Annotated in this window: 23 protein-coding genes; 10 read left to right on the top strand and 13 right to left on the bottom strand. The window is 67.0% G+C overall.

Going from position 1 to position 23669, the window contains the following annotated elements; genetic code table 11:
- Positions 1-3 precede the first annotated feature (3 nt).
- Together P9A17_RS05690 and P9A17_RS05685 are read left to right on the top strand one after the other, a co-directional pair.
- The gene (locus tag P9A17_RS05690) at positions 4-867 is read left to right on the top strand and encodes a MerR family transcriptional regulator (RefSeq protein ID WP_278037607.1); all 864 of its coding nucleotides are present in this window, start codon (positions 4-6) and stop codon (positions 865-867) included.
- A 9-nt stretch (positions 868-876) separates the two neighbouring features.
- Positions 877-1440 carry a TenA family transcriptional regulator gene (locus tag P9A17_RS05685; protein ID WP_278037606.1) on the top strand — a complete coding sequence of 188 codons (564 nt, stop codon included), beginning with the start codon at positions 877-879 and terminating at the stop codon, positions 1438-1440.
- A gap of 15 nt (positions 1441-1455) precedes the next feature.
- Here the strand turns inward: P9A17_RS05685 and P9A17_RS05680 are convergent, their stop codons facing one another.
- The 3 genes from P9A17_RS05680 to P9A17_RS05670 all read right to left on the bottom strand — a co-directional run bounded on the left by P9A17_RS05680 (position 1456) and on the right by P9A17_RS05670 (position 5029).
- Entirely contained in the window at positions 1456-2394 is a 939-nt protein-coding gene (locus P9A17_RS05680; RefSeq protein ID WP_278037605.1) for an alpha/beta hydrolase family protein, read from the bottom strand.
- Positions 2395-2595: 201 nt separating this feature from the next.
- Complete coding sequence (guaA, locus tag P9A17_RS05675; RefSeq protein ID WP_278037604.1) at positions 2596-4155, bottom strand: glutamine-hydrolyzing GMP synthase; 1560 nt, start codon at positions 4153-4155, stop codon at positions 2596-2598.
- A gap of 193 nt (positions 4156-4348) precedes the next feature.
- Positions 4349-5029, bottom strand: a complete 681-nt coding sequence (locus P9A17_RS05670) for a response regulator (RefSeq protein WP_278037603.1) — start codon at positions 5027-5029, stop codon at positions 4349-4351.
- A 243-nt stretch (positions 5030-5272) separates the two neighbouring features.
- Between P9A17_RS05670 and P9A17_RS05665 the strand changes: the two genes are divergently transcribed.
- Positions 5273-7462 (top strand): ATP-binding protein, encoded by a 2190-nt coding sequence (locus P9A17_RS05665; protein WP_278037602.1) that lies wholly within the window; start codon positions 5273-5275, stop codon positions 7460-7462.
- 303 nt (positions 7463-7765) lie between these two features.
- Here the strand turns inward: P9A17_RS05665 and P9A17_RS05660 are convergent, their stop codons facing one another.
- A complete protein-coding gene (locus tag P9A17_RS05660) occupies positions 7766-9502 on the bottom strand; it encodes a GMC family oxidoreductase (RefSeq protein ID WP_278037601.1) in 1737 nt (578 codons plus the stop codon).
- Positions 9503-9552: 50 nt separating this feature from the next.
- On the opposite strand from P9A17_RS05660, the gene P9A17_RS05655 reads away from it, so the two are divergent.
- Positions 9553-10143: a TetR/AcrR family transcriptional regulator gene (locus tag P9A17_RS05655; RefSeq protein WP_278038616.1), complete on the top strand. Its 591-nt coding sequence runs from the start codon at positions 9553-9555 to the stop codon at positions 10141-10143.
- A 3-nt stretch (positions 10144-10146) separates the two neighbouring features.
- Here P9A17_RS05655 and P9A17_RS05650 read toward each other — a convergent pair whose 3' ends face one another.
- Together P9A17_RS05650 and guaB are read right to left on the bottom strand one after the other, a co-directional pair.
- The gene (locus P9A17_RS05650; RefSeq protein ID WP_278037600.1) at positions 10147-11286 is read right to left on the bottom strand and encodes a GuaB3 family IMP dehydrogenase-related protein; all 1140 of its coding nucleotides are present in this window, start codon (positions 11284-11286) and stop codon (positions 10147-10149) included.
- Between the two features lie 41 nt (positions 11287-11327).
- Positions 11328-12881, bottom strand: a complete 1554-nt coding sequence (guaB, locus tag P9A17_RS05645; RefSeq protein WP_278037599.1) for an IMP dehydrogenase — start codon at positions 12879-12881, stop codon at positions 11328-11330.
- Positions 12882-13004: 123 nt separating this feature from the next.
- On the opposite strand from guaB, the gene P9A17_RS05640 reads away from it, so the two are divergent.
- Entirely contained in the window at positions 13005-13409 is a 405-nt protein-coding gene (locus tag P9A17_RS05640) for a DUF5319 domain-containing protein (RefSeq protein ID WP_048630151.1), read from the top strand.
- 23 nt (positions 13410-13432) lie between these two features.
- Here P9A17_RS05640 and P9A17_RS05635 read toward each other — a convergent pair whose 3' ends face one another.
- From P9A17_RS05635 to P9A17_RS05625, 3 genes are all read right to left on the bottom strand, one after another.
- Positions 13433-14617, bottom strand: coding sequence for an anti-sigma-D factor RsdA (locus P9A17_RS05635; RefSeq protein WP_278037598.1), 1185 nt, complete (start codon positions 14615-14617; stop codon positions 13433-13435).
- Entirely contained in the window at positions 14610-15194 is a 585-nt protein-coding gene (locus P9A17_RS05630; protein ID WP_278037597.1) for a sigma-70 family RNA polymerase sigma factor, read from the bottom strand. Before P9A17_RS05630 ends, P9A17_RS05635 begins: the two co-directional genes overlap by 8 nt.
- 123 nt (positions 15195-15317) lie before the next feature.
- The gene (locus P9A17_RS05625) at positions 15318-16118 is read right to left on the bottom strand and encodes a hypothetical protein (protein ID WP_278037596.1); all 801 of its coding nucleotides are present in this window, start codon (positions 16116-16118) and stop codon (positions 15318-15320) included.
- Between the two features lie 391 nt (positions 16119-16509).
- Here P9A17_RS05625 and P9A17_RS05620 point away from each other — a divergent pair, with 391 nt between their 5' ends.
- The 4 genes from P9A17_RS05620 to P9A17_RS05605 all read left to right on the top strand — a co-directional run bounded on the left by P9A17_RS05620 (position 16510) and on the right by P9A17_RS05605 (position 18864).
- Positions 16510-16800: a WhiB family transcriptional regulator gene (locus P9A17_RS05620; RefSeq protein ID WP_278037595.1), complete on the top strand. Its 291-nt coding sequence runs from the start codon at positions 16510-16512 to the stop codon at positions 16798-16800.
- A gap of 138 nt (positions 16801-16938) precedes the next feature.
- Positions 16939-17778: a nitrile hydratase subunit beta gene (locus tag P9A17_RS05615; protein ID WP_278037594.1), complete on the top strand. Its 840-nt coding sequence runs from the start codon at positions 16939-16941 to the stop codon at positions 17776-17778.
- Positions 17779-17807: 29 nt separating this feature from the next.
- Entirely contained in the window at positions 17808-18515 is a 708-nt protein-coding gene (gene scnC / locus P9A17_RS05610; RefSeq protein ID WP_278037593.1) for a thiocyanate hydrolase subunit gamma, read from the top strand.
- A 67-nt stretch (positions 18516-18582) separates the two neighbouring features.
- On the top strand, positions 18583-18864 hold the full coding sequence (locus P9A17_RS05605; protein ID WP_278038615.1) for a thiocyanate hydrolase: 282 nt from the start codon (positions 18583-18585) through the stop codon (positions 18862-18864).
- Here the strand turns inward: P9A17_RS05605 and P9A17_RS05600 are convergent.
- From P9A17_RS05600 to P9A17_RS05590, 3 genes are all read right to left on the bottom strand, one after another.
- Entirely contained in the window at positions 18803-19753 is a 951-nt protein-coding gene (locus P9A17_RS05600) for a DUF4349 domain-containing protein (RefSeq protein WP_278037592.1), read from the bottom strand. The genes P9A17_RS05605 and P9A17_RS05600 overlap by 62 nt on opposite strands.
- Before the next feature lie 42 nt (positions 19754-19795).
- Positions 19796-20851: a 3-deoxy-7-phosphoheptulonate synthase gene (locus tag P9A17_RS05595; RefSeq protein WP_278037591.1), complete on the bottom strand. Its 1056-nt coding sequence runs from the start codon at positions 20849-20851 to the stop codon at positions 19796-19798.
- 224 nt (positions 20852-21075) lie between these two features.
- Entirely contained in the window at positions 21076-21429 is a 354-nt protein-coding gene (locus tag P9A17_RS05590) for a hypothetical protein (protein WP_278037590.1), read from the bottom strand.
- Between the two features lie 45 nt (positions 21430-21474).
- Here P9A17_RS05590 and P9A17_RS05585 point away from each other — a divergent pair, with 45 nt between their 5' ends.
- A complete protein-coding gene (locus P9A17_RS05585; protein ID WP_278037589.1) occupies positions 21475-21969 on the top strand; it encodes a hypothetical protein in 495 nt (164 codons plus the stop codon).
- 49 nt (positions 21970-22018) lie between these two features.
- Here P9A17_RS05585 and groL read toward each other — a convergent pair whose 3' ends face one another.
- Complete coding sequence (gene groL / locus P9A17_RS05580; RefSeq protein WP_278037588.1) at positions 22019-23650, bottom strand: chaperonin GroEL; 1632 nt, start codon at positions 23648-23650, stop codon at positions 22019-22021.
- Positions 23651-23669 lie beyond the last annotated feature (19 nt).

Below are 23669 nucleotides of genomic sequence, written 5' to 3'. Positions count from 1 at the left end.
CACATGTCTGGTCCGATTCCCACCATTCTCCGGCGCATCCGCCGCGGTTCGCGCGATGTGATCGAGAATGCCGTGTCCCAGTTGTTCGATGCGGCCGTGCAGCCGCACGGCGTCGCCGAATCCGGCGAATACCGCATCGACGAACTGGCGCGGCTCGCAGGCACCACCACCCGCAACATCAGGGTGTACCGCGACCGTGGGCTGCTGCATCCACCGCTGAGGGTGGGCCGCATCGCACTGTTCAACGACACCCACCTGACCCGGCTCCGCCTCATCACGTCGATGCTGGACCGCGGCTACAACATCGCCCACGTCAACGAGATGCTCTCGGCGTGGGAGCAGGGTAAGGATCTGGGCGACATGCTCGGACTCGAGTCGGCGATCGCGGGTAGCTGGGCCACTGAGAAACCGCAGCGGATGTCATTGTCGCAGGCGCGCAAGCTGATCGACGATCCGGCCGGGTTCGAGCGGCTGGTCGGCCTCGGGATCATCCGGGTGGACGACGATCACGCCACGATCGTGCGACCCACGCTGGTGGAGGCGTTCACCGAGATCCGCCAGCACGGTGTGGCGCTCGACAAGCTCATCGACGTCCACGTCGAGGTGAGCCCGCTACTGGATCAGATCAGCGCGATCCTGGTGCGGGCCGGACTCGACGAGGTCCTCGACAAGATCAACCCCGGCGCGGCGATGCCCGACGACGTCGAAGTCGCCGAGCTGGTAACGACTTTGGTGCGCTTCCGCACGCAGGCGGTGGCGGCGGTGGGAGCGACGCTGGCGTTCTCCATCGAGGCGGCCGTGGAGTCCACGGTCGCCCAATTGCTCGGCGACCTGATCACCAAGAGCGACGAGGCTGCCGGGGAGTAACCTGCCTGGGTGCTTGACGATTTGTGGGCTGAGGCCACCCGACACCGGTTCCTCGACGCGGTGCGTGACGGCGCCATCACCGATGCGGACTTCAACCGGTGGCTCGTGCAGGACTCCGTGTTCGTCGGTGATCTCCTGACGTTCCAGGCGCGACTACTGGCCAGGGCGCAACGCAATGCTCAGGCGACGCTGGCCTCTGGCTGCGTTGCGCTGGAGTCCGAGCTCGCTTGGTTCGACGAACAGGCCGCCCTTCGCGGCATCGACATGGACCAGCCTCCGCTGCCGGCGACGCTCGCCTACCGCGCACTGCTCACACGTCTCGACGAAGCGCCCTACGACACCGCCATCACCGCACTATGGGTCGTCGAAGAGGTGTACCTGCGTGCGTGGACCACCGCCGCGTCCGAGTCCTCGCCCTACCGAGAGTTCGTCGAGCACTGGACCGATCCGGGCTTCGCCGCCTACGTCGCGGCACTGCGCGACCTGGCGGTGCCCGCTGGCCGCGACGACATCATCGCCGAGGTGCTGTCCCACGAAATCGCCTTCTGGGACATGGCTTTGACGAACACCTGACGAACTAATCGCCGCTCAGCTGAGGGCCGGGCCGATCGTCGTGTTCCACGACTCCTGCATCTCGGACTCGAACAGGCCCCAGGTGTGGGAGCCATCCGGCCTGACGACGTAGGTGATGGGGACGCCCGCAGCGGCGGCGCGGTCGGCGAACACCCGCGTGCTGTCGGCGACGATGCGCTCGATGAACCCGCCGGTGATGTTGGGCCCGAAGCCCGGGGGCAGCCGGTCGACGGCTCCCGCGTTGCCCGAGGGCGACGCCGCGACGTAGACCGCGACGCCGCGCAGCTTCTCGACATTCTTCGACGGGTCGTGCGCCACCCACAGCGGGTCACCCGGCGGGCCCCACATCGCGGCGGCGTTGGCACCGCCGCTGCTGAGCGTCAATTCGACGTTCTGCACGTTGTCGGACGGGTTGAGGATCCCGCTGTACGACCCGACTCCCTGATAGAGGCCGGGTACCTGCACCGCGTAGTCGAGGGCTGTGCCGCCGGTGCTGGACAGGCCGCCCACGCCGTTCTTGCCACTGGTGTCGTACTCCGCGTCGATCAGCGGAGGCAGCTCCTGGGTCATGTAGGTCTGATACTGCTTGCTCGGATCGCCGACCCAGTTTGTGTACCAACTGAATTGGCCGCCGAGCGGCGAGACGACGTTGACGTTCTTGTCGGCGAAGAAGCCGGGGATGTCGGCCATGCCGAACCAGCTCTTCATACCGGGGGCGATGCCGCCGCCTGCGATGTCGTCGCCACCGTCGATGCCGGGCAGCAGGTAGAAGGTCGGCGCTCCGGCCTTGCCCGCCTTGTACACGTCGTTGACGACGACCTTGTTCATCGACGGCGAGAACACCGACACCTTGTCCCAGCGCTCGTTGACGTGCTCGATGCCGGTGATGTGGGCGCCCTGCGGCTGCGCCGAGGCGGTGGGAACTACCAGGAAACTCAATACAGCGGTCAACACAATAGCAAGCGTGGCATTTCCGCGCGTCAGGCTGATCACCGGCTGATTATGTAGTCGACCCCTGATTTCAGCAAGCCTTTGCGTGTGATTGCCATTTGCAATCTTTGCGGAACGACCGCGACATGTTCCCCAACGAGTTTGCTGATCTAGAGAGCTCTCACTACCACGGGAGGGCTTGGAGCCCAACGTGATCCGTGCCCGTCACTCCCACTCGATGGTGCCCGGCGGCTTGCTGGTGATGTCCAGGACCACCCGGTTTACCTCCGGCACCTCGTTGGTGATCCGCGTCGAGATACGTTCCAGCACTTCGTAGGGAACCCGTGTCCAGTCGGCCGTCATCGCGTCTTCGCTCGACACCGGGCGCAGCACGATCGGATGTCCGTACGTGCGGCCGTCGCCCTGCACACCGACCGACCTGACGTCGCCCAGCAAAACAACCGGGCACTGCCAGATCTGGTGGTCCAGTCCGGCCGAGGTGAGTTCCTCCCGCGCGATCGCGTCGGCGCGCCGCAACGTATCGAGCCGCTCAGCGGTGACCTCCCCGACGATCCGGATCCCGAGCCCGGGACCCGGGAAAGGTTGGCGGGCAACGATTTCCTCGGGAAGCCCGAGTTCGCGTCCCACCGCGCGGACCTCATCCTTGAACAACAGCCGCAGCGGCTCGACGAGGCCGAACTTCAGGTCCTCGGGCAGGCCGCCGACATTGTGGTGACTCTTGATGTTGGCCGTCCCGGAACCGCCACCGGACTCCACCACATCTGGGTAGAGGGTGCCCTGGACGAGGAACTCGACATCACCGTCGGCTCCGCCCAGTGCATCGCGGACCGCCCCTTCGAACGCGCGGATGAACTCGCGGCCGATGATCTTGCGCTTGCCTTCGGGGTTGGTCACCCCGGACAGCGCTTCGAGGAAGCGGTCGGCCACGTCGACGGTCACCAGCTTGGCCCCGGTCGCGGCGACGAAATCGCGCTGCACCTGCGCCCGTTCACCGGCGCGGAGCAACCCGTGGTCGACGAACACACAGGTGAGCCGGTCACCGATCGCGCGTTGCACCAGCGCGGCCGCCACGGCGGAGTCGACACCACCGGAGAGCCCGCAGATGGCCCGTCCGTCGCCGATCTGCGTCCGAACCTGCTCGACGAGGGCGTCGGCGATGTTGGCGGGCGTCCATGTGGCGTCGATGCCGGCGAAGTCGTGCAGGAAGCGGCTCAGCACCTGCTGGCCGTGCGGGCTGTGCATGACCTCGGGGTGGTACTGGACGCCGGCCAGGCGCCGCTCCCGGTTCTCGAACGCGGCGACAGGCGCACCGGCACTGGTGGCCACCACATCGAAGCCGTCGGGCGCCGCGGTGACCGCGTCGCCATGGCTCATCCACACCGGCTGCGTCGCGGGCAACTCGGAATGCAGTTCCCCGCCAGCGACTTTCAACTCGGTACGACCGTATTCGCTGGTGCCGGTGTGGGCGACCGTGCCACCGAGCGCCTGCGCCATCGCCTGGAAGCCGTAACAGATGCCGAACACCGGGATGTCGAGGTCGAACAGCGCGGGATCGAGCCGCGGCGCCCCGTCGGCGTAGACGCTCGCCGGCCCGCCGGACAGGACGACGGCCCGCGGATTGCGGGCTTTGATCTCCTCGACACTGGCGGTGTGCGGAACGACTTCCGAGAACACCCGCGCCTCACGAACGCGGCGTGCGATCAGCTGCGCATACTGCGCGCCGAAGTCGACGACCAACACGGGACGGGGAGCTGCTGATTCCACCGGGTCAGTGTAGTTAAGGCCCAGGGACAACGTGATCACCGGAGCGCCAGAGCATTCGGCGAACCCCCTTGCCGCCGATCACCTCACCTGCGCTTCCGGTGACCACATCGGCTCCCCCAAGCACTGCACACGCTAACCACGCGCCGCTGCGCTGTCTGTCGGCCGAACGAATGAACCTTTCAGGTCGACACAGCTAGCCGAGATCCTTGAGGCTCAGGATGCCGTCCTCGATGGCCCGCGCAAGCAGGGCCGACTTGGTCGATGCCGAGCGCCCCACGCTGGCGTACTTGGCCCGGGCCCGCTGGAGGTGGGTCCGCACCGTCGTCGGCGCGATGAACAGTCGCTTGGCGACGAGGTCCTTGCTCTCGGTCTGGAACCACGCGATGAGCACCTGCTTCTCGCGGTCGGTCAGCTTGATACGGCCCATCGTGCTGTCGTTGAGCATGGCTTTGCCCATCCGCGGGCCGACGTAGGGCGTTGTGGTGTGCGCGGAATGGATCGCCTCGATCAGGTGCCGTTTGCCCTCCGACTTGACCAGGTAGGTCACCGCCCCCAGGTCGAGACAGGACAGGATGACCTCGTCGGTGGTGATGTGCGAATACACGATCACTCGCCTGCCGGTGTCGGCGAGCTTCGCCAGCGTCTCGAAGTCGGGCCGGTTGCCTTCGATCTGCAGATCGAGCAGCACCACGTCGACGTCGTCGCCGGCCGAATCCGGATGGCTGTCGAAGAACTCGCCCGGCCGCATGAAGCTGTCGACGAGGGCGATGGGAGGGTCGGCCTCCGTGCACCATGCCTGAATTCCCGCGTGCACGACATCGTGATCGTCGATGATCGCGATACGCACCGGCCGCGCAGTTCCCTCGCGGGACATCCCCCCACACCTCCCCCTGCTAGACACCCGTGAGACAGGTGTCTGCTCCCCTGCGCGTATTTAATCGCAGCGCGTAGTTCAACGCGAGACAAACACTCGTTGAAATTGCACAAACGTCAATTTCTCCGTACATTCCAGCTCCAGTCGAGCCTAGGAAGCGGCTCGCAGAGAGTGAAAGTCGACGTCGGGAATTGATACGTTCGACCGACGCTTCGGCGACGCGCGTGGGCACTGGGGAGGGCCGTGGCGACAATCGAGGGGCCGGCCGCCCGCTATCAGCTGATGAGCCGGGCGGCCATGGTCGGGCTGCTGATGCGCGGCAGCATCAATCTCGGGGTAGCGCTGATCGCGCTCGCCGACCCCGGCTCGCTGGCCGTTCCCGCGGGCAAGTGGCTACTCGTTGCACTCGCCGCATGGTCCGGCTACCGGCTCCTCACCCGCTCTCAGAACGCCATACCCCTCGCCGCGGATTACGCGCTGACGCTCGCGGTGTGCCTGGCCATCCCGCTGCTCGCGCCGGCCACCGACTTCTTCATGTCGAACACCGCTCCGCAGGCCATCGCCGGAACCGCGGTGATCAGCATCTGTGTCTCCGTGTCGGTGTCGGTGAGCATCCCGATGACCCTCGGCATCGCGGCGGCCTACGCGACGGGCGCCGCGCAGGTCATCGGGTGGGAATCCCTGTCATCGGTGACGGCGCTGTACTACTTCGCAGTCCAATGCGCGACGGCGTCGATCATCCGATTCATGTTGTTGCGCGTTGCCGGTGCCATCGACACGGCGCGCCGCGACCGCGCTGAAGCCGAGGTGGCCCGACAGGTATCCGTAGCGGTCCGCGACTACGAACACGAACAACTGGCATTGCTTCACGACACCGCCGCATCGACGCTGCTGATGGTCGGCCAGGGCCTCCCACTCCCCTCCGGCCGACTCGCCGCCCAGGCACGCCGCGACCTGGACCTTCTCAACGAGGGCGCCTGGGTGGCTCCGCCGCCGCGCGTGGAACTCGTTGCCGCCCTGCGTGAATGCGCCAGCCACCTAATGACTCCGGTGCGATTCACGGGCTGCGAACTGCTGTGGCTGCCCGGAGAGCAGGCCCACCCCGTGATAGCTGCCGCCCGGGAAGCGATGACGAACGTCGACCGGCATGCCCGGGCGTCGCTTCTGACGGTCACCGTCTCCGACGCGGCCGTCGCCCTCGCCGACGACGGGGTCGGGTTCGATCCCGACGAGCCGCACCACGGCCACGGCATCGACGACTCGATCCGCCGGCGTATGGCGCGTGCCGGCGGCCACGCAAGGATCAGATCCGCACCCGGGTCAGGGACGACAACCGAATTAAGCTGGGTGCCAACACAATCTGTCGCCGCAACCATCAAGGTCGACCCCGATCGTCTCATCGACAGGACCCGGACCCGTTACGGCCTCGCTCTCACCGTGTACGCGGTGGTGAACCTCGCCGTCACGGTTCGACCCGAGGACACCGTCCTCGGCGCCATCGCCGGGCTTGCCACCCTTGCCGCTGTGCCCGGAATCCTCTGGCAGCGTTGGATATACGCGTGGCCGGCCGGCGCCGCGATCGTGGCGGTGGCGGTCGCCCAACCCGCGCTGCTTCCCCAGTCGGATGTCCTCGGCTACGCGCACTGGGCGCAGGGCGCAATAGGCTGGTGCGTACTGCCGCTCCTCCTGTCCCTGCCCACCGGCGCCGGCGGTGCGATCATCACCGGACTCTGGGTGACCAACAGCGTCGTGCTCCTGGTCCGCGATCCCTCGCCGGAAATCCTCGTCAACATAGGTCTGGGCAGCGCAAGCATTCTCGGTGTGCAACTCTTCGCGCTGGCCTTCGCCGGACTGATGCGCGAAGCAGCGGCGGTGGTCGAGCAGGAGGACGGCGAGCGCCGCCGGCTCCTCACCCGCGACCGGATCTCGCAGGCGCTACAAGGCGAGTATCAGCGGCGATACGCGACCATCGTCGACAATGTCGTGCCCCTTCTGCAGGAGCTCGGTCGCGGTGGCGACGTCGATCCGGCGATGCAGCGCCGGGCGCGTGCCGAATGCCGGCGACTACGGGCACTTTTCGACCAGGCCGCCACCTTCGATCACCCGCTGACGCAGGCGATCCGGCCGCTCATCGATGCAGCCGAGGCTCGGCATGTCGACGTGGCCACCGACTTGTCCGGTGCGCTCCCCGATCTCGACGACAGCCAGATCTCCGCACTGATCGAGCCGTTGTCCCACGTCCTCGATCGTGCTGCGACGTCGGCACGGATCGTGATGGCCGATATCGGCGATGAGGTGGAAATCAGCGTCGTCATCGACACGGAGAACGGCGCCGGGCCGCCGCCCGAGGGCAGCATCACCGATGTCATCGTGTCCGGCCGCGAAATGTGGTGCCTCATTCGCGCCGCCACAGCACCGACGCCGCTTCGGTAACCTTCTCCATCACCTCGAAGCCAGCCACGCCTCCATCAGAGCGTGCACTTCGCGCCCGAACGGCTGCAGCACCACGGGCTCTCGGTCGGGTAGCTCGAATCTGATTGCCCGCCAAGACCCCAACGGGATCGGTCCCACTGTGCGCGTCCGGTTCGCCTCGATGATCCACAGCCGTGTCGCCCCTGCACCGACGAGTACCCACTCGGAACGGCGTCAGGTGAAGTTCGCGACAGCTGCGAGCGGCTCGGCGGCGAACGGCTGCGCTCGATCGATGAGCTTGCGCGCCCGCCGCCGGTGCAGCATTTAGCCCGCCGAGCTGACCGGTTCGATAGGGATTCTGCGAAGCGCGGCGGGGGCATCGGCCGGCACCACGGGGTGGGCCGGCTCGATCGGCGACAGCCGCCGATACGGCTCACCCTGGGCCGGGCGCAGATCCTCTTCGCCCTTGTTCGGCCACAGCGATGCGACGCGCTCGGCTTGCGCCGTGATCGAAAGAGACGGATTGACACCGAGATTCGCCGAGATCGCGGCACCGTCGACCACCGAGAGCGTCGGGTAGTTCCACACCCTCTGGTACGCGTCGATGACGCCCGCGTCGGGGCTGTCGCCGATCGCGGCGCCGCCGAGGAAGTGCGCGGTCAGCGGGATGTTGAACAGCTCGCCCCAGGTGCCGCCCGCCACGCCGTCGATCTTCTCGGCGATGCGGCGGGTCACCTCGTTGCCGGCGGGGATCCAGCTCGGGTTCGGTTCACCGTGGCCCTGCTTGCTGTCGAGCATGCGGAAGCCGAGTTTGGTCTTGCGGGTGAACGTGGTGATCGAGTTGTCCAGGTTCTGCATGACGAGCGCGATCATGGTGCGCTCGCTCCAGCGCCTCGGGTTCAGCAGCCGCAACGTTCCCTTGCGGTCCTCGCGCGCCAGGTCGAGCAGCTGCTTCCAGCGCGGGACATCGGTGCCCTGCGGCCCGGCGCCGTCGGTCATCAGCGTCTGCAGCAGGCCCATCGCGTTGGAGCCCTTGCCGTAGCGGCAGGGCTCGACATGGGTGTCGGACGTGGGGTGGATCGATGACGTGATCGCGACGCCGTGGGTCAGGTCGAGATCGTCGCCGACCTTCAACCGGCCCGCGCCGACGATGGATTCGGAGTTGGTGCGGGTGAGCACACCCAGCTTCTCGGACAGTTTCGGGAGCTTGCCGCGGTCGCGCATCTTGAAGAGCAGCTTCTGGGTGCCGTACGTGCCGGCGGCCAGGATGACGTGGTTGGCGGTGAACGTCTTGCGGCGGCGACGCAGCTTGCCGCCGGTGCGTGCCGTCGTCACCTCCCACACCCCGTCGGGGCGCTGCTCGAAGCTGGTCACCATCGTCAGCGGATGGACGCGTGCACCGGCCTTCTCGGCCAGCCCGAGGTAGTTCTTCAGCAGCGTGTTCTTCGCGCCGAATCGGCATCCGGTCATGCAGGAACCACACTCGATGCAGCCGGTGCGCTGCGGACCGGCTCCGCCGAAGTACGGATCGGGGACGGTCTTGCCCGGTGCCTTCTCACCGTCGGGCCCGAAGAACACACCCACCGGAGTGGGCACGAACGTGTCGCCGACGCCCATGTCCTCGGCGACTTCCTTCATGATGCGGTCGGCGTCGGTGAACGTCGGGTTGGTGACGACGCCGAGCATCCGCTGGGCCTGGTCGTAGTGCGACATCAGTTCGGCGCGCCAGTCGGTGATGTCGCGCCACTGCGGGTCGTTGAAGAACGGCTCCGGCGGGACATACAACGTGTTGGCGTAGTTCAGGGAGCCGCCGCCGACGCCCGCGCCGGCCAGGATCATGACGTTACGCAGCAGATGGATGCGCTGGATGCCGTACATGCCGAACTGTGGCGCCCACAGGAACTTCCGCAGGTTCCAGGACGTCTTGGCGAACTCCTCGTCGGCGTAGCGCCGGCCGGCCTCCAGTACGCCGACGCGGTAGCCCTTCTCCGTCAAGCGCAGCGCACTCACGCTGCCGCCGAACCCCGAGCCGATGATCAGCACGTCATAATCTGGACTCATTGGACCAGTATGAACTTACCCGTCGGTAACCTGCTAGAGAGGCGACCCTAATCCCCCAAGGCATCACAGCTCGCGAGGCAAAACGCCTGCAGACGCGAGAGCGGCTGCTCGGTGCCGCGATCGTCGAGTTCAAGCGCGCCGGCATGGCGGACGCCGACGTCGGCGCGATCGTTGCGGCGGCCGGCGTTGCCCACGGCACGTTCTTCTTCCACTTCCCCACCAAGGAACACGTGCTTCTCGAGCTCGAGCGCCGCGAAGAGGACCGCATCGCCAAGCGCTTCGCGACGTTCGCCAAGACCCATCAAGATCTCGCAGCCCAACTGCGCGAGGCCGCCGACCTGGCGCTCGGCCTCGAGCGCCGCCTGGGCGAAGTGCTGTTCAAAGACTTTCTGGCGCTTCATTTTTCGCCGACCCGCCCTCCAGCTGAGCATGGTGACGACCATCCGCTCATCGTCCTCGTCGCCGATCAGATCGAGAACGCCAGACAGCGCGGCGAGACCGCAGCCGACGTGACGCCGATGAACAGCGCGATCTACTTCCTGCTCGGGCTCTACGCGCTGCTGATCACCACCGACGAATCGACCGGCCGGTCCGAACTGGTCAGCGACTATCTCGCTCGCACGCTGCGCAGCATGCAGTGAGCGTCAGCTTCCGACGGTGAGCCCGACCTTCTGGAATTCCTTGAGGTCGCAGTAGCCGGCCTTGGCCATCGACCGGGCCAGCCCACCGACGAGGTTCAGCGAGCCGAACGGGTCGTCGGACGGCCCGTCGAGAACCTGCGCCAGCGAGGGGCGCTCCTCGTCGGCCACCTGCAGCAGCGAGCCACGCGGCAGCGACGGGTGCGCCGCCGCGGACGGCCAGAACCAGCCGCCGCCAAGGGCTTCCGCCGCGATGGCAAGCGGGGTGCCGAGCACCACGGCGTCGGCACCGCACGCGATCGCCTTCGCGAGATCACCTGACGTGTGGATGTCGCCGTCGGCGAGCACGTGCACGTACCGGCCACCGGTCTCGTCGAGGTATTCGCGGCGCGCAGCGGCCGCGTCGGCGATCGCCGTCGCCATCGGCACGCTGATGCCGAGCACCTCGTCCGACGTCGTCACCCCGGACGTCGACCCGTAGCCCACGATCACGCCGGCGGCCCCGGTCCGCATCAGATGCAGCGCCGTGCGGTGGTCGAGCACGCCGCCCGCGACGACCGGGATGTCGAGCTCGGAGATGAACGTCTTGAGGTTCAACGGCTCGCCAGCTCCGTCATGATCCTTGGCGACCCGCTCCGCGGAGATGATCGTGCCCTGGATGACCAGGAGATCGATGCCGGCGGCCACCAGTGTCGGCGTCAGCGACTGCGCGTTCTGCGGGCTGACGCGCACCGCGGTCGTCACGCCCGCCTCGCGGATCCGCGCGACAGCGGCCCCGAGCAGCTCGGGATCCAAAGGCGCGGAATGCAATTGCTGCAGCAGCCGAGTCGGCGCCGACGGGTCGGGATCCTTCTCGGCGATGTCGATCACCTGGGCGATCTTGTCCTCGACATCGGCGTGCCTGCCGATCAGACCCTCACCGTTGAGCACGCCGAGCCCGCCGAGGCGGCCCATCTCGATCGCGAACTCGACCGACACCAGCGCGTCGGTCGGGTGGGCGAGCACCGGGATCTCGAAGCGGTAGGCATCGAGCTGCCACGCTGTGGAGACGTCCTTCGACGACCGGGTGCGCCTCGACGGCACGATGTTGATGTCGCCGAGTTCGTAGGTGCGACGGGCGGTCCGGCCCATGCCGATTTCCACCATGTCTCGCATTGTTCTGACTCCCCTGTTCGGCCCTTGAGACCCTAGCGGGTGGTGTAGTTCGGGGCCTCGACCGTCATCGTGATGTCGTGAGGATGGCTCTCCTTGAGCCCCGCCGCCGTGATCTGGACGAATTGCGCCTGCTGCAGATGTTCGATCGTCGGCGAGCCCGTGTAGCCCATCGCGGCGCGCAAACCGCCGGTGAGCTGGTGGATGACGGTGGACAGCGGGCCGCGGAACGGCACCCGGCCCTCGATGCCCTCGGGCACCAGCTTGTCCTCCGACAGCACGTCGTCCTGGAAGTAGCGGTCCTTGGAGTAGGAGCCCCGCAGGTTGCCGGTAGCGCCGCGGCCCTGCATGGCGCCCAGCGAGCCCATGCCGCGGTAGCTCTTGAACTGCTTGCCATTGACGAAGATCAGGTCACCGGGCGATTCCGCGGTGCCGGCCAGCAGCGAGCCGAGCATCGCGGTGGATGCACCGGCGGCCAGGGCCTTGGCGATGTCGCCCGAGTACTGCAGGCCGCCGTCGGCGATCACCGGAACGCCGCGGGGAGCGCACGCGGCGACGGCTTCCAAGATCGCGGTGATCTGGGGCGCGCCGACGCCCGCGACCACGCGCGTCGTGCAGATCGAGCCGGGTCCGACGCCGACCTTGACTGCGTCGGCGCCCGCGTCGACGAGGGCGGCGGCCGCGGCGCGGGTCGCGACGTTGCCGCCCACGACGTCGACTCGGTCACCGACGGCCAGCTTGAGCCGGTGCACCATGTCGAGCACGCCGCGGTTGTGGGCGTGGGCGGTGTCGACGATCAGCACGTCGGCTCCCGCGTCGGCGAGGGTCATCGCACGCGTCCACGCGTCGTCACCGACGCCGACAGCGGCACCGACGAGCAGCCGGCCGTCGCTGTCCTTGGTCGACAGCGGGAACTGCTCGGTCTTGACGAAGTCCTTGACGGTGATCAGGCCGGTCAGCTTGCCGTGTCCGTCGACGATGGGCAGCTTCTCGATCTTGTTGCGGCGCAACAGGCCTAGCGCGGCCTCGGCCGACACACCCTCCTGCGCGGTGATCAACGGGGCCTTGGTCATGACCTCGGACACCGGCTTGGACTGGTCGACCTCGAAGCGCATGTCGCGGTTGGTGATGATTCCAACGAGCTGCCCGTCCTTGTCCACGACCGGCAGACCGGAGATCCGGAACCGCGCGCACATCGCGTCGACCTCGGCGAGCGTATTGTCCGGCGAGCACGTCACCGGATCGGTCACCATGCCGGCCTCGGACCGCTTGACTGTCTCGACCTGGCCGGCCTGTTCGGCAATCGGCAGGTTGCGATGCAGCACGCCCATGCCGCCGGCGCGGGCCATCGCGATCGCCATCCGCGACTCGGTGACGGTGTCCATCGCGGAACTCACCAACGGCACCTTCAGCCGGATCCGGCGGGTGAGCTGACTGGAAGTGTCTGCTGTGGCGGGGATCACATCCGACGCGGCGGGCAGCAGTAGCACGTCATCGAATGTGAGCCCGAGCATCGCGACCTTGGTGGGATCATCGCCGCCGGTGGGGACCGGCACGGCGATGGGGATGCTGCTTTCGGCGATCGACATGTAGGAAGCCTCCCGTGCACCTGGAAAGGAACATCCTATCGGCTCCTAGCTGATGGTTCTGTTCCCCGCGACGTGCCGGGAGAGCGCTGGCGAGATACCTGGGCGGTTGCGTAGTCTGGGGGCGTGCGAGACCACCTGCCACCAGGATTGCCGCCTGATCCGTTCGCCGACGATCCGAGTGATCCGTCGGCGGCGCTCGACGCCCTGGAGCCGGGACAGCCGCTCGATCCGCAGGAACGTACCGCCGTCGAAGCCGACCTGGCCGACCTGGCTGTCTACGAGGCATTGCTGGCGCACAAAGGAATTCGCGGTCTGGTCGTCTGCTGTGACGAATGCCAGCAGGATCACTACCACGACTGGGACATGCTGCGCGCGAACCTGCTGCAGCTCCTCGTCGACGGGACCGTCCGCCCGCACGAGCCGGCCTACGATCCCGAGCCTGACTCCTACGTCACGTGGGATTACTGCCGCGGCTACGCCGACGCCTCACTCAACGAGGCCACGTCGGAGCCTGACGGCTATCGCTGATAGCTGAATTCCTCGGGGTTCTACTAACCCTCTGAATCCGCTCCCGGCAGGACCGGCGTTGTCGTCGTCGGAACCAACGCGACCGTCGGTGACGGCGCTTCTGGCGTCGGCAGCGGCGCCTCGGGCGTCGGGATCGGTGCGGCCGTCGGCGTCGGAGCCGGCACAGCCGCAGACGGCGTCGGTAGCGGCGCCCGCGTCGTCGTAGTCGACTGAACCACGATCGTCGTCGATGTCGGCGACGGCGAACGCGTTGTCGTCGTCGGTGCCGTCGTGGACGTCGGTGCCGCCGTAGAAGTCGTGGACGTCGGCGACGGCGAACGCGTCGTCGTCGGTGCCGTCGTCGTCGGTGCCGCCGTGCTTGTCGGCGCCGTCGTCGAGGACTGCGTCGCGCCGACCGATGTCGACGGGGTGCTCGAGGGTGCCGACGTCGCGGAGGACGGTGGCGTCGTCTCCGGCGACGTGCCCGATGACGGAGGGGTGGACGGCGTCGTCTCGGTGCTGGTTCCCGAGCTGGTCTCCCACGGCGCCAGCGGCACCGTTGCGGGATCGAGCAGCTCGGTCGGAATGTCGGGGAAGGTGGGCAGCGGAACATCGGGGGCCACCGTGGCGACAGGGTCCTGAGCCTCGACCTTGACCGTCAGCTCCTGCCACTGAGTGATCAATTCTTGTTTCTGCTCAAAGTCATTCACCGTTGCGACCGTTGTCGTGACAGCTTCCAGCCTCTGCTGCGCACCAGCCCAGTCGCCCTGATCGATGAGCTGCTGCACCTGCTGCATCTCCGTCTGGGCGGCCAGGATCACGGCGTCGTCACGGGTCTTCGTCTGCTGCTCACCGAACAGCATCGTGCGCAGGCCGTAGAGCGCATCACCGGGACCGGAGCCGGCCACCACGGCGCCGAAGCCACCGATCGCGAGCATCGCTGCCGCGGCCGAGCCGACCACCGCCAGCGAGAACCGCCGCCTCGGCGCAGGCTTGGTCACGCGGTCCAGCGCGGCCGCCGCATCCTGCGGAGTCAGCACGTGCCCCATCGGCGTTTCGCGCACGTCGTCGCGCCAGCCCGCCAGCAACTGCGCCAGCTCGGCCTCGTCGCGATCGATCACATACGGCCGCTGCTGCGCGGCGAGCGCGTCGAGGAACTGGTCGGTCCGGTTGATCTCGTTGAGCGAAGGATCACCGCCGCTGGCATTCCACCGTCCGAAATCAGGCATAGTCGCGCCCCTGCCCTGACGCACCGATCTCCGCCTTCAACCGAGACAGCGCGCGGTGCTGAGCCACCCGTACCGCTCCCGCAGTGCTGCCCACGGCTTCCGCGGTTTCTTCCGCGCTCATACCGACGACGACACGCAGGATGATGATCTCGCGCTGCTTCTCGGGAAGGACCTGGAGCAGGGCAGCCATTCGGGCCGACGATTCGGAATCGATCGCCATCTGCTCTGGACCGGCCTCACCGGAGGAACGCTCCGGGACCACATCCATCGGATCGGCCCGGTTGCGACCAGCTGCCCGGTGCGCGTCAGCAACCTTATGCGCTGCAATCCCGTATACGAAGGCCAGGAATGGTCGTCCCTGATCCTTGTAACGCGGCAGCGCCGTTATGGCGGCCAAGCACACCTCCTGAGCTACGTCATCAGCTGAGAGACCGCTACGTTCCGCAGTCCCTACCCGTGCCCGGCAATACCGGACAACAAGGGGGCGGATGGTCTCCAGCACCTCCCGGAGTGCGTTCCGATCACCAGTCACCGCTTCAGCAACGACAGCATCGAGACGTTCTCCCGAAATTGTCATCGTGAGCAGGCTCTCCAGCGTTACGTCGGGAACACACATCCCGGAAGGGACGTGGCTACAGCAGGTCGGCACCAGAAGGTGCCGGTCAGCTAAACAATAACGACAGACATGGGCACAATCCGGTTAGCGCGGGCGCCACACGCCGCCCCTCTTGATCACCTTTTCGGCACTGACGTCACGAACAGCCAGAATCTCGGCTTCCGACCGCTCATCGGAACCGATATCGGCGAGCAGGCTGGCGACCGCCCACTGCAGCGGAACGAGCCCGGCATCCTCGGCCTGACCCAGCACGGAGTCGCCTTCGCGCCGAGCCGATGCGAGGTCCCCGGCGCTGCACAGCGCGGCCGCGAGGACGACTCGGGACTTCACAGCGTGGCGCACCGACACGAAACCCGATGCCAGGCGCACCCCCTGTTCGGCGTGCTCGACGGCCGTCGAACCGTCGCCACAGAACATCGCCAACTCGGCCGACACCCACGCCAGTCGAATCGGCAGCCTCGGCGACCCGGACGCGTCGACGGATTCGGCCGCGCGTTCCAGGGCACGCGCGGACGCGGCAAACCGCCCGACGCCCAGCGCGTCGGCGGCGAGACCGATCATCGCGTCTGCCCGCGCCTCGTCTGTCTGCGCGACCGCCGCCGCGCGGCCGTCCCACAGACGAGCAACGTCATGCCACCCGAGCTGACGCAGAAACGACGCACGAGTGCTCAGCGCGAGCGACGCGACGACCGCATCCCCCGAGGTCCGGCGGACCCGATCCAGGTCGGCCAGCGCCGTCGCGTAGCGGCCCTGCCCGCCCGCGGCGACCGCGCGCAGCCACAGGGCGCGGGCGTCGACGGCGGGCGGCAACGGCCACGAACCGGGGTTGCTGTGGAAGGCGGCGGCCTCGATTGCGTTTGCGGTACTCGCAGGCTCCGTGCTCATTGGACCGCGACGGTATCAATCACCGAGTGTTTTTGAAATCACGTTAGTTAACAGTTGATGGACCGCTTGTTACAGCCATATCAACTGGCAACCGGACAAACGTAGAGGAATGTCAGGTCCCGTCAGTGGCGAGCAGCCGAAACCATGGTCACCGACAGCGACATCACCGCCCGTTAGCACCAGTTCCGTTGGCAAAACATCACTTCGATGAACGTGATGTAAATTTTCAGCCTGCGGATATGTGGTTCAGCACACCGCGGGGCTATTGACGACAATTCGCAAGCCCTTCTACGTTGTCTTCACGAGTGGTCATCGGCGACTGTGCTCGGATTAGTTCCACGACTCACGTATCCACCGTGATGCGTACCGGGTCTGAGGGAGAGGTCTTCCATTGCCACAGCCGCAACAGCTTCCGGGACCGAACGCTGACATCTGGGATTGGCAGATGCAGGGAGTTTGCCGGGGCGTCGAATCATCGATGTTTTTCCATCCTGACGGCGAGCGCGGCCGCGCCCGCGCGCAGCGCGAAATGCGGGCCAAAGAGATGTGCCGCCGCTGTCCCGTCATCGCACAGTGCCGTTCTCATGCGCTCGCCGTCGGCGAGCCCTACGGCATCTGGGGCGGACTGAGCGAATCCGAGCGCGAGCTTCTGCTCAAGCGCGGAATCCGCCGCACCGCCTGACACACCTTTCGAAGAGCCCACCCCGGGAGTCGCCGCCGGGGTGGGCTTTTTGATGGGCGCTTTCCCGTCAATCGCGCCCGATCGCAGCAGCTTGTTGAGAGTATTTAGCTGTCTCGGGTTCCGACGAAGGGCACTGCCATGAGCACCGCCGCTGAACGCGCCACCCAGCTCGAGCTCGTCGCGCGGCTCAAGTCCGCCTTCCCTGAGCTTCCCGATGCCCCGACGCCCGATCTGCTCGACCATGCGCGGATCAAGGCCTACCTCAAGCCTGTCCACGACGTCGGCGGCGAACCGGACGCGCCGATGAAGTACGAGAACAAGCAGTACGAGCAGTGGGAAGAGCTGACCTACGTCATCTGCGAGGTGCTGGCCTGGCGCGGGATCTGGTTGTCGGAGGAGCGACGTCGCATCGGCAATGTCGACGTCGGGCGCGCCGAGTACCTCGGCCTGCCGTACTACGGTCGCTGGCTTCTGTCCGTCGCGCGCATTCTGGTCGAGAAGCACCACATCAGCCTTGGGGAGTTGAGCGAACGCATGGCCGAGGTACAGGCCCGCTACGCCGACGGACTTGGTGGCAAAAAGCTTGAGGCACAACCCAAATCGGAGGGCGACGGTTCCCAGGTCAAGCGCAACGCACATCACATCCACGCCGTCGGCAAGGGCGACCCGCAGGTCTATGCCGGACTTGCCGGCGAGCCGAAGTTCACAGTCGGCGACGCCGTCGTGGTGCGCGATCTCCCGGTGATCTTCTACACCCGCACCCCCGAGTACGTGCGCGGAGCGACGGGCGAGATCGCGACGGTCGCCTACGAGAGCCCCGCCGCCGAGGACGAGACCTGGGACAGGCCCGATGCCAAGCCGGAATGGTTCTACGTCGTGAAGTTCACGATGGCCGACCTGTGGCACGGCTACACCGGGACTGCCACCGACGTCCTGCGGACCGAGATTCCCGAGCGCTGGCTCGAAGCCGCCCACTGACTCGCTCTGCGCAGGAGAGGAATTCGCTCATGTCACACGACCACGACCATGATCATGACCGGACCGTCAAACCGATGGTGGACGAGATCACCGACTTCGAGGTGCTGGAGATCGCCCTTCGCGAGTTGTGCATCGAGAAGGGGATTTTCACCGCGGAGGAGCATCGCCACTTCACCGAGTTCGCCGAGCAGATCGGGCCGACTCCGGCAGCGAAACTGGTGGCCAAGGCGTGGCTGGATCCCGATTTCAAACAGCTCGCGCTCACGGAGCCGATGACGGCGAGCAAGGAGGTCGGAGTCGATTGGATGGAGCCCACCGGTTTCGGGACTCCCAGTGATTTCACGGCTTTCGAGATCCTGGCCGACACCCCGACGTTGCACAACGTGATCGTGTGCGCGCTGTGCTCGTGCTACCCACGGCCGATCCTCGGGAACTCTCCTGAGTGGTATCGGACGCCGAATTACCGTCGCCGCCTTGTCCGTTGGCCGCGCCAGGTCCTGGCGGAGTTCGGTCTTTACCTTCCCGACGACATCGACGTCCGCGTTCAGGACTCCAACCAGAAGCACCGGTTCATGGTGATGCCGTTGCAGCCCGAAGGCACCGAAGGCTGGACCGAAGACCAGTTGGCCGAGATCGTCACGCGCGATTGCCTCATCGGCGTCGCGCTCCCCAAGGCCGGCGTCACCACGAACGTCATCGTCGACACCCGTCCCGCCGTGCATCCGATCACCGACTGACGTGGACGCATCGGACAGAGTGGCAGCGCTCGATCAGATCGTCGATCGCAACCAGGTGTGGCCGCGGATGGCCGCCAAGTACGGCGTCGAAAATCCCGTACCGCCGTGGAAGACGAGTCTCGACGGCTTCTGCGATGCCCTCGATCACGCGTCGTGCGACGCGGAGGTGCCGACGTTCAAGGAGCGCCGCGACGAGGAGGACGCGTTGTCGGCGACCCTCTACGCCGATCTTCCGTATCCGGAGAACCAACTCGTCGCTCTCGCGCATTCACTGCTGACGCGCGGCGTCATTGACGAGGCGGCTCTGGCTCAGAAGATGGCTGCTGTTCGGGCTCGACTGGAGGCGTGACCTCAGCATGCGGCGCCGCGGCGCTGCGCGCCTGCGACACCCGGACGATGCCGTAGACGATGGCACCGAGCACGACGACGACACCGAGCCACGGCAGCATCAGGCCGAGGATCAAAATCGCGCCACCCGTGACAGCGACGAGCCCGTCCCAGCCTCGCCGGACCTGGCCGAGAAACCCGACGTACTCCTCGGGTGCGGGACCGCCGACCACTTCGGCGTAGAACGTCACGTCGACGGTGCTGTAGGAGACGCGATCGCCCAGCGCCTCACGTTGCGCGCGAAGGCTGTCGAGTTCGGCCTGCCGCTCCGAGAGCGCGTCCTCGGCCGTGATCAGGGCCTCGGGATCGCGGGCGTCACGCATGATCCCCAGCAGCCGGTCCACCGAGGTCCGCAGCGCCTCGATCCGGGCGTCCAGGTCGACCCGCTGGGCCGTGACGTCCTCCGATGTCGTCGACGCCGTCTCGACGACGCCGAGCTCCTTGAGCTCGCGCATCACCTCGTCGAGCTTGGCCACCGGCACCCGCAGGACCACGGACGTGACCGCCCGGCCGGTGCCGGAACCCGCGTCCTCGGTGCGGCTGTCGACCCGGCCGTCGGACCGTTCGACGATGACGGCGGCCTCGTCGGCGGCCTCGGACGGGTCGGGCACAGTCACCGTCATCGACGCGGTCTTGACGACGTCGCGCTTCTCTTCGACCGGCGGTGGCGCCTGGGGCGGCCCGAACTCGGGCGCGGCCCCGACGAACGAATCCGTTGCGCCGCCCGGTGTCGCGACCTCTGTGGCCGCCGACTCGTTGCTGGACGGCGCCTGCCCCGCACAACCGGTCATGATCCCCAGCGTCGCGATGCCCGCGACCGTCAGCGCCATGGCGCGGGTGATCTTGTTCATGGCTGGAAATCTACTGCGAGGCAGCGCCTCCAAAGCTGAGAATCAGCCGTGGTTTGCGAGCTCTCGCAACACCAGATCGGTTGCACCCCAGTCCATGCACTTGTCCGTCACCGACTGGCCGTAGGTCAGTGGACGGGATTCGGGTGCCTGCGCTCCTGCCACCAGGAAGCTCTCCAGCATCACGCCGCTGACGGGGAGGCCGTCGCGCACGAGCTGCGCGACATCCACGGCGACCTGCGCCTGACGGATGTGGTCCTTGCCGGAATTGGCGTGGCTGCAGTCGATCACGACCCGCCCGGGCAGACCCGCCTTGACCAGCTTGGCGGCCGCGTCGGTCACCGATTGGCCATCGCAGTTCGGCCCGTCGGTGCCGCCCCGCAGGATCACGTGGCAGTCCTGGTTTCCGGTGGTGCTCACGAGTGCGCCCCGGCCGAGGTCGTTCATGCCGAAGAAGACGTGCGGGGCCGCCGCCGCCTTCACCCCGTCGACGGCGACCTGGATGTTGCCGTCGGTGCCGTTCTTGAAGCCGACCGGCATCGACAGGCCCGACGCCAGCTGGCGGTGCACCTGTGATTCGGTGGTGCGGGCCCCGATCGCGCCCCACGCGACCGCGTCGGCGATGTACTGCGGGCTCGTGGGCTCCAGGAACTCACATCCGACGGGCAGGCCGATGTCGATGATGTCGAGCAGCAGCTGGCGGGCGATGCGCAGGCCGCGGGTGACGTCGAACGTGCCGTCCATGCCCGGGTCGTTGATCAGGCCTTTCCAGCCGATCGTGGTTCGGGGCTTCTCGAAGTACACGCGCATGACGATCTTGAGCCGATCGCCGAGTTCGTCGGCCACCTTGACCAGCCGGCTGGCGTACTCCAGGGCGGCGGCGGGGTCGTGCACGGAGCACGGTCCGACGACGACGAGCAGCCGGTCGTCGCGCCCGGCGAGGATGCCGGCGATCTCGTCGCGGTCGCGGGCGACCCGTTCCGCGCGGCGGGCGCCCAGCGGGAACTCGGCGAGGACGGCATGGGGGCTGGGGATGTCGCTGAAGCTGCGGATGCGCCTGTCGGACGTCGTTTCCGGGGTGGCGATCTGCGCCATGTTCACGGTGGTGCCTTTCTGGTGTGGGCACCTGCCTGTGGTTCCGGTGCCCTTGAATGACGAAAGGCAGCGACCAGATGGTCACTGCCTGGGCTCCGGGTGGATGCGTTGCTTAGCGCTGCGCTTTATCGGCTCCGCCCGGAGCCTGGATAAAGCGCCAATAGGCGGCGCGCACAGCGGTGTTCACGGGGTCGAGGGTATACCGGCTTCCGCGGGCATTCCAAACCGGGTCAGGGAACCCGCACCCACGGTTGACAATTCCGCGACTCGAAGGCCTTGACCGTTTCGTTGATGGTCGCGTACATCGGGCCCATCGAGATGTTCGTCGCGACGACGTTGTCCTTGTTCGTATCTGGCGTGCTGTAGGTGAACCACAGGCACATCGAGTCCTCTGTCGGCACATCGTTGATCCACACCCCGAAAACCGACCCCGAGCCGTCCGTTCGGTACAGGCCGGGGGCGACGTCGGGGCCCACGAGGAAGAACCCGTTGCCGGGGATGGGGTTCAGCGGATCGGCCGCCGCGGGCGGCGCACACAGCAGCGCGACTGCGAGGGCGAGGAGCCCGGCCGGAAAGCGAGGCATGGTCGGCAGCGTAACTCTCGTCGACACATTGCCGATTACATATCTGTGAAGTCGACTCCGGTGATCCTGGCCGCTCTGGCGATCCCGGCAGTGCTGGGCATCGCGCCTGCCCACGCCACCCCCGCACTACCCTCGTCGTGCACGCCCGCCGTTGTCGTCGACGGGGTGTGCACGGCACGGCTGGCGTCGGTGACGGCGGACGTCGTGAACGGCACGATCACCGGGACGCCCGTCGGCGGCACGGAGGTGGTCACGCTCGCCGGACCGGCAGAGGCGTATCTGAAGTCGGAGGGTTTCGGGCCGACGCCGCCGGAGGCGGTACAGAGCTGGGATACCACGATCGAACAGACCGCTGGTCTCTCCGTCGACCCGTCCGATCCCAACTGGTACGGCAACGCGAAAGCCAGGGTGTTCCTGTCCAGGACGTTGAACGGCCTGGCCACCCAATTTCCCGCCGACACTTTGGTGGTCCGGTTCGTGGCCGACGAGGCTCAGCCGTACGCGCTGCGTCTCGTCTCGATCCAGCCGGTCGCGCAGTAGTACGAAAACACCCCCGGCCCAACAGGACCGGGGGCGATTTCGTTACTGCCTAGTGGTGGTGATGACCGTGGCCATGCCCATGGCCGTGGCCGTCATCCTCCGGCTCGGCCGGCTTATCGACAACCGCGGTCTCAGTGGTGAGAATCATCCGTGCCACCGATGCCGCGTTGACCACCGCGGAGCGAGTGACCTTCACGGGATCGATGACGCCGTCGGCGATCAGGTCGCCGTACTCCAGCGTGGCGGCGTTGAAGCCTTGCCCCGCAGGAAGTTCCGAGACCTTGTTCACCACAACCGCTCCGTCGAGACCGGCGTTGGTGGCGATCCAGTACAGCGGCGCGGACAGCGCGGCGGCGAACACGTCGACGCCGATGGCCTCGTCACCCTTGAGCTCCGAGCGGAGCTTGTCCAGGGCACTGCGGGCCTGCACGAGGGCGGCGCCGCCGCCGACGACGATGCCTTCCTCGACAGCTGCCTTGGCTGCCGACACGGCGTCCTCGACGGCTTCCTTGCGCTTCTTCAGGTCCGTCTCGGTGGCTGCGCCGACCTTGATGACGGCAACGCCGCCGGCCAGCTTCGCCAGACGCTCTTCGAGCTTTTCGCGGTCCCAGTCGGAGTCGGAAACCTCGATCTCCGAACGCAACTGGGCCTTGCGGCCCTCGATCGCGTCCTGAGTGCCGCCTCCGTCGACGATCACGGTGCTGTCCTTGTCGACGACGACGCGGCGCGCCGTGCCCAGCACCTCCAGGCCGACCTCGCGCAGGACCAGGCCCACGTCGGGGTTGACGACCTGGCCGCCGGTGACGACCGCGAGGTCGTCGAGGAACGCCTTGCGACGGTCACCGAAGAACGGCGCCTTCACGGCGACGGCCTTCAGCGTCTTGCGGATCGCGTTGACGACCAGGGTCGAAAGCGCTTCGCCCTCAACGTCTTCGGCGACGATCAGCAGCGGCTTGCCGGCCTCGGCGACCTTCTCCAGCAGCGGCAGCAGGTCCGGCAGGGAGCTGATCTTCTCGCGGTGCAGCAGCACCACCGCGTCCTCGAGAACCGCTTCCTGCGAATCGAAGTCGGTGACGAAGTAGGCCGAGATGAAGCCCTTGTCGAAGCCGACGCCCTCGGTGACCTCGAGCTCTGTGTTCAGCGTCGAGGACTCCTCGACCGTGACGACGCCGTCGGTGCCGACCTTGGTCATGGCCTCGCCCACCAATTCGCCGACCAGTTCGTCACGCGACGAGACGGTGGCGACCTGGCCGATGGACTTGGCGTCCTTGACCGGGGTGGCGGCAGCGAGTAGCGCCTCCGAGACGGCCTCGGCCGCCTTGGAGATGCCTTGGCCGAGTGCGATCGGGTTGGCACCGGCCGCGACGTTGCGCAGACCGGCCTTGACGAGCGCCTGGGCCAGCACGGTGGCGGTGGTGGTGCCGTCGCCGGCGATGTCGTTGGTCTTGGTGGCCACCGACTTGACCAGTTGCGCACCGAGGTTCTCGAAGGGGTCCTCGAGGTCGATGTCACGGGCGATGGTCACGCCGTCGTTGGTGACGGTCGGGCCGCCCCATGCCTTGGCGAGCACCACATGGCGGCCGCGCGGGCCCAGCGTGATCTTGACCGCGTCGGCGAGCTTGTCGACGCCGGCCTCCATGGCGCGACGCGCGGTTTCGTTGAACTCAATCTGCTTGCTCATATTTGTCCTTTTACGCGGA

This window comes from Mycobacterium sp. 236(2023) (assembly GCF_029623955.1).
Lineage (GTDB): Bacteria > Actinomycetota > Actinomycetes > Mycobacteriales > Mycobacteriaceae > Mycobacterium.
Note: the sequence above shows the minus strand (reverse complement) of the source record. Positions and strands in the feature narration are given on the sequence as shown.

Coding starts and splice junctions, on each gene's coding strand:
- P9A17_RS05660 (WP_278037601.1), bottom strand. CDS start 9,502: ATGAGTCCAGATTATGACGTGCTGATCATCGGCTCGGGGTTCGGCGGC.
- P9A17_RS05630 (WP_278037597.1), bottom strand. CDS start 15,194: ATGACAATTTCGGGAGAACGTCTCGATGCTGTCGTTGCTGAAGCGGTG.
- P9A17_RS05690 (WP_278037607.1), top strand. CDS start 4: ATGTCTGGTCCGATTCCCACCATTCTCCGGCGCATCCGCCGCGGTTCG.
- P9A17_RS05625 (WP_278037596.1), bottom strand. CDS start 16,118: ATGAGCACGGAGCCTGCGAGTACCGCAAACGCAATCGAGGCCGCCGCC.
- guaB (WP_278037599.1), bottom strand. CDS start 12,881: ATGTCGATCGCCGAAAGCAGCATCCCCATCGCCGTGCCGGTCCCCACC.
- P9A17_RS05600 (WP_278037592.1), bottom strand. CDS start 19,753: ATGAACAAGATCACCCGCGCCATGGCGCTGACGGTCGCGGGCATCGCG.
- groL (WP_278037588.1), bottom strand. CDS start 23,650: ATGAGCAAGCAGATTGAGTTCAACGAAACCGCGCGTCGCGCCATGGAG.
- P9A17_RS05635 (WP_278037598.1), bottom strand. CDS start 14,617: ATGCCTGATTTCGGACGGTGGAATGCCAGCGGCGGTGATCCTTCGCTC.
- P9A17_RS05615 (WP_278037594.1), top strand. CDS start 16,939: ATGAGCACCGCCGCTGAACGCGCCACCCAGCTCGAGCTCGTCGCGCGG.
- scnC (WP_278037593.1), top strand. CDS start 17,808: ATGTCACACGACCACGACCATGATCATGACCGGACCGTCAAACCGATG.
- P9A17_RS05670 (WP_278037603.1), bottom strand. CDS start 5,029: ATGTCCCGCGAGGGAACTGCGCGGCCGGTGCGTATCGCGATCATCGAC.
- P9A17_RS05590 (WP_278037590.1), bottom strand. CDS start 21,429: ATGCCTCGCTTTCCGGCCGGGCTCCTCGCCCTCGCAGTCGCGCTGCTG.
- P9A17_RS05605 (WP_278038615.1), top strand. CDS start 18,583: ATGGCCGCCAAGTACGGCGTCGAAAATCCCGTACCGCCGTGGAAGACG.
- P9A17_RS05650 (WP_278037600.1), bottom strand. CDS start 11,286: ATGGTGGAAATCGGCATGGGCCGGACCGCCCGTCGCACCTACGAACTC.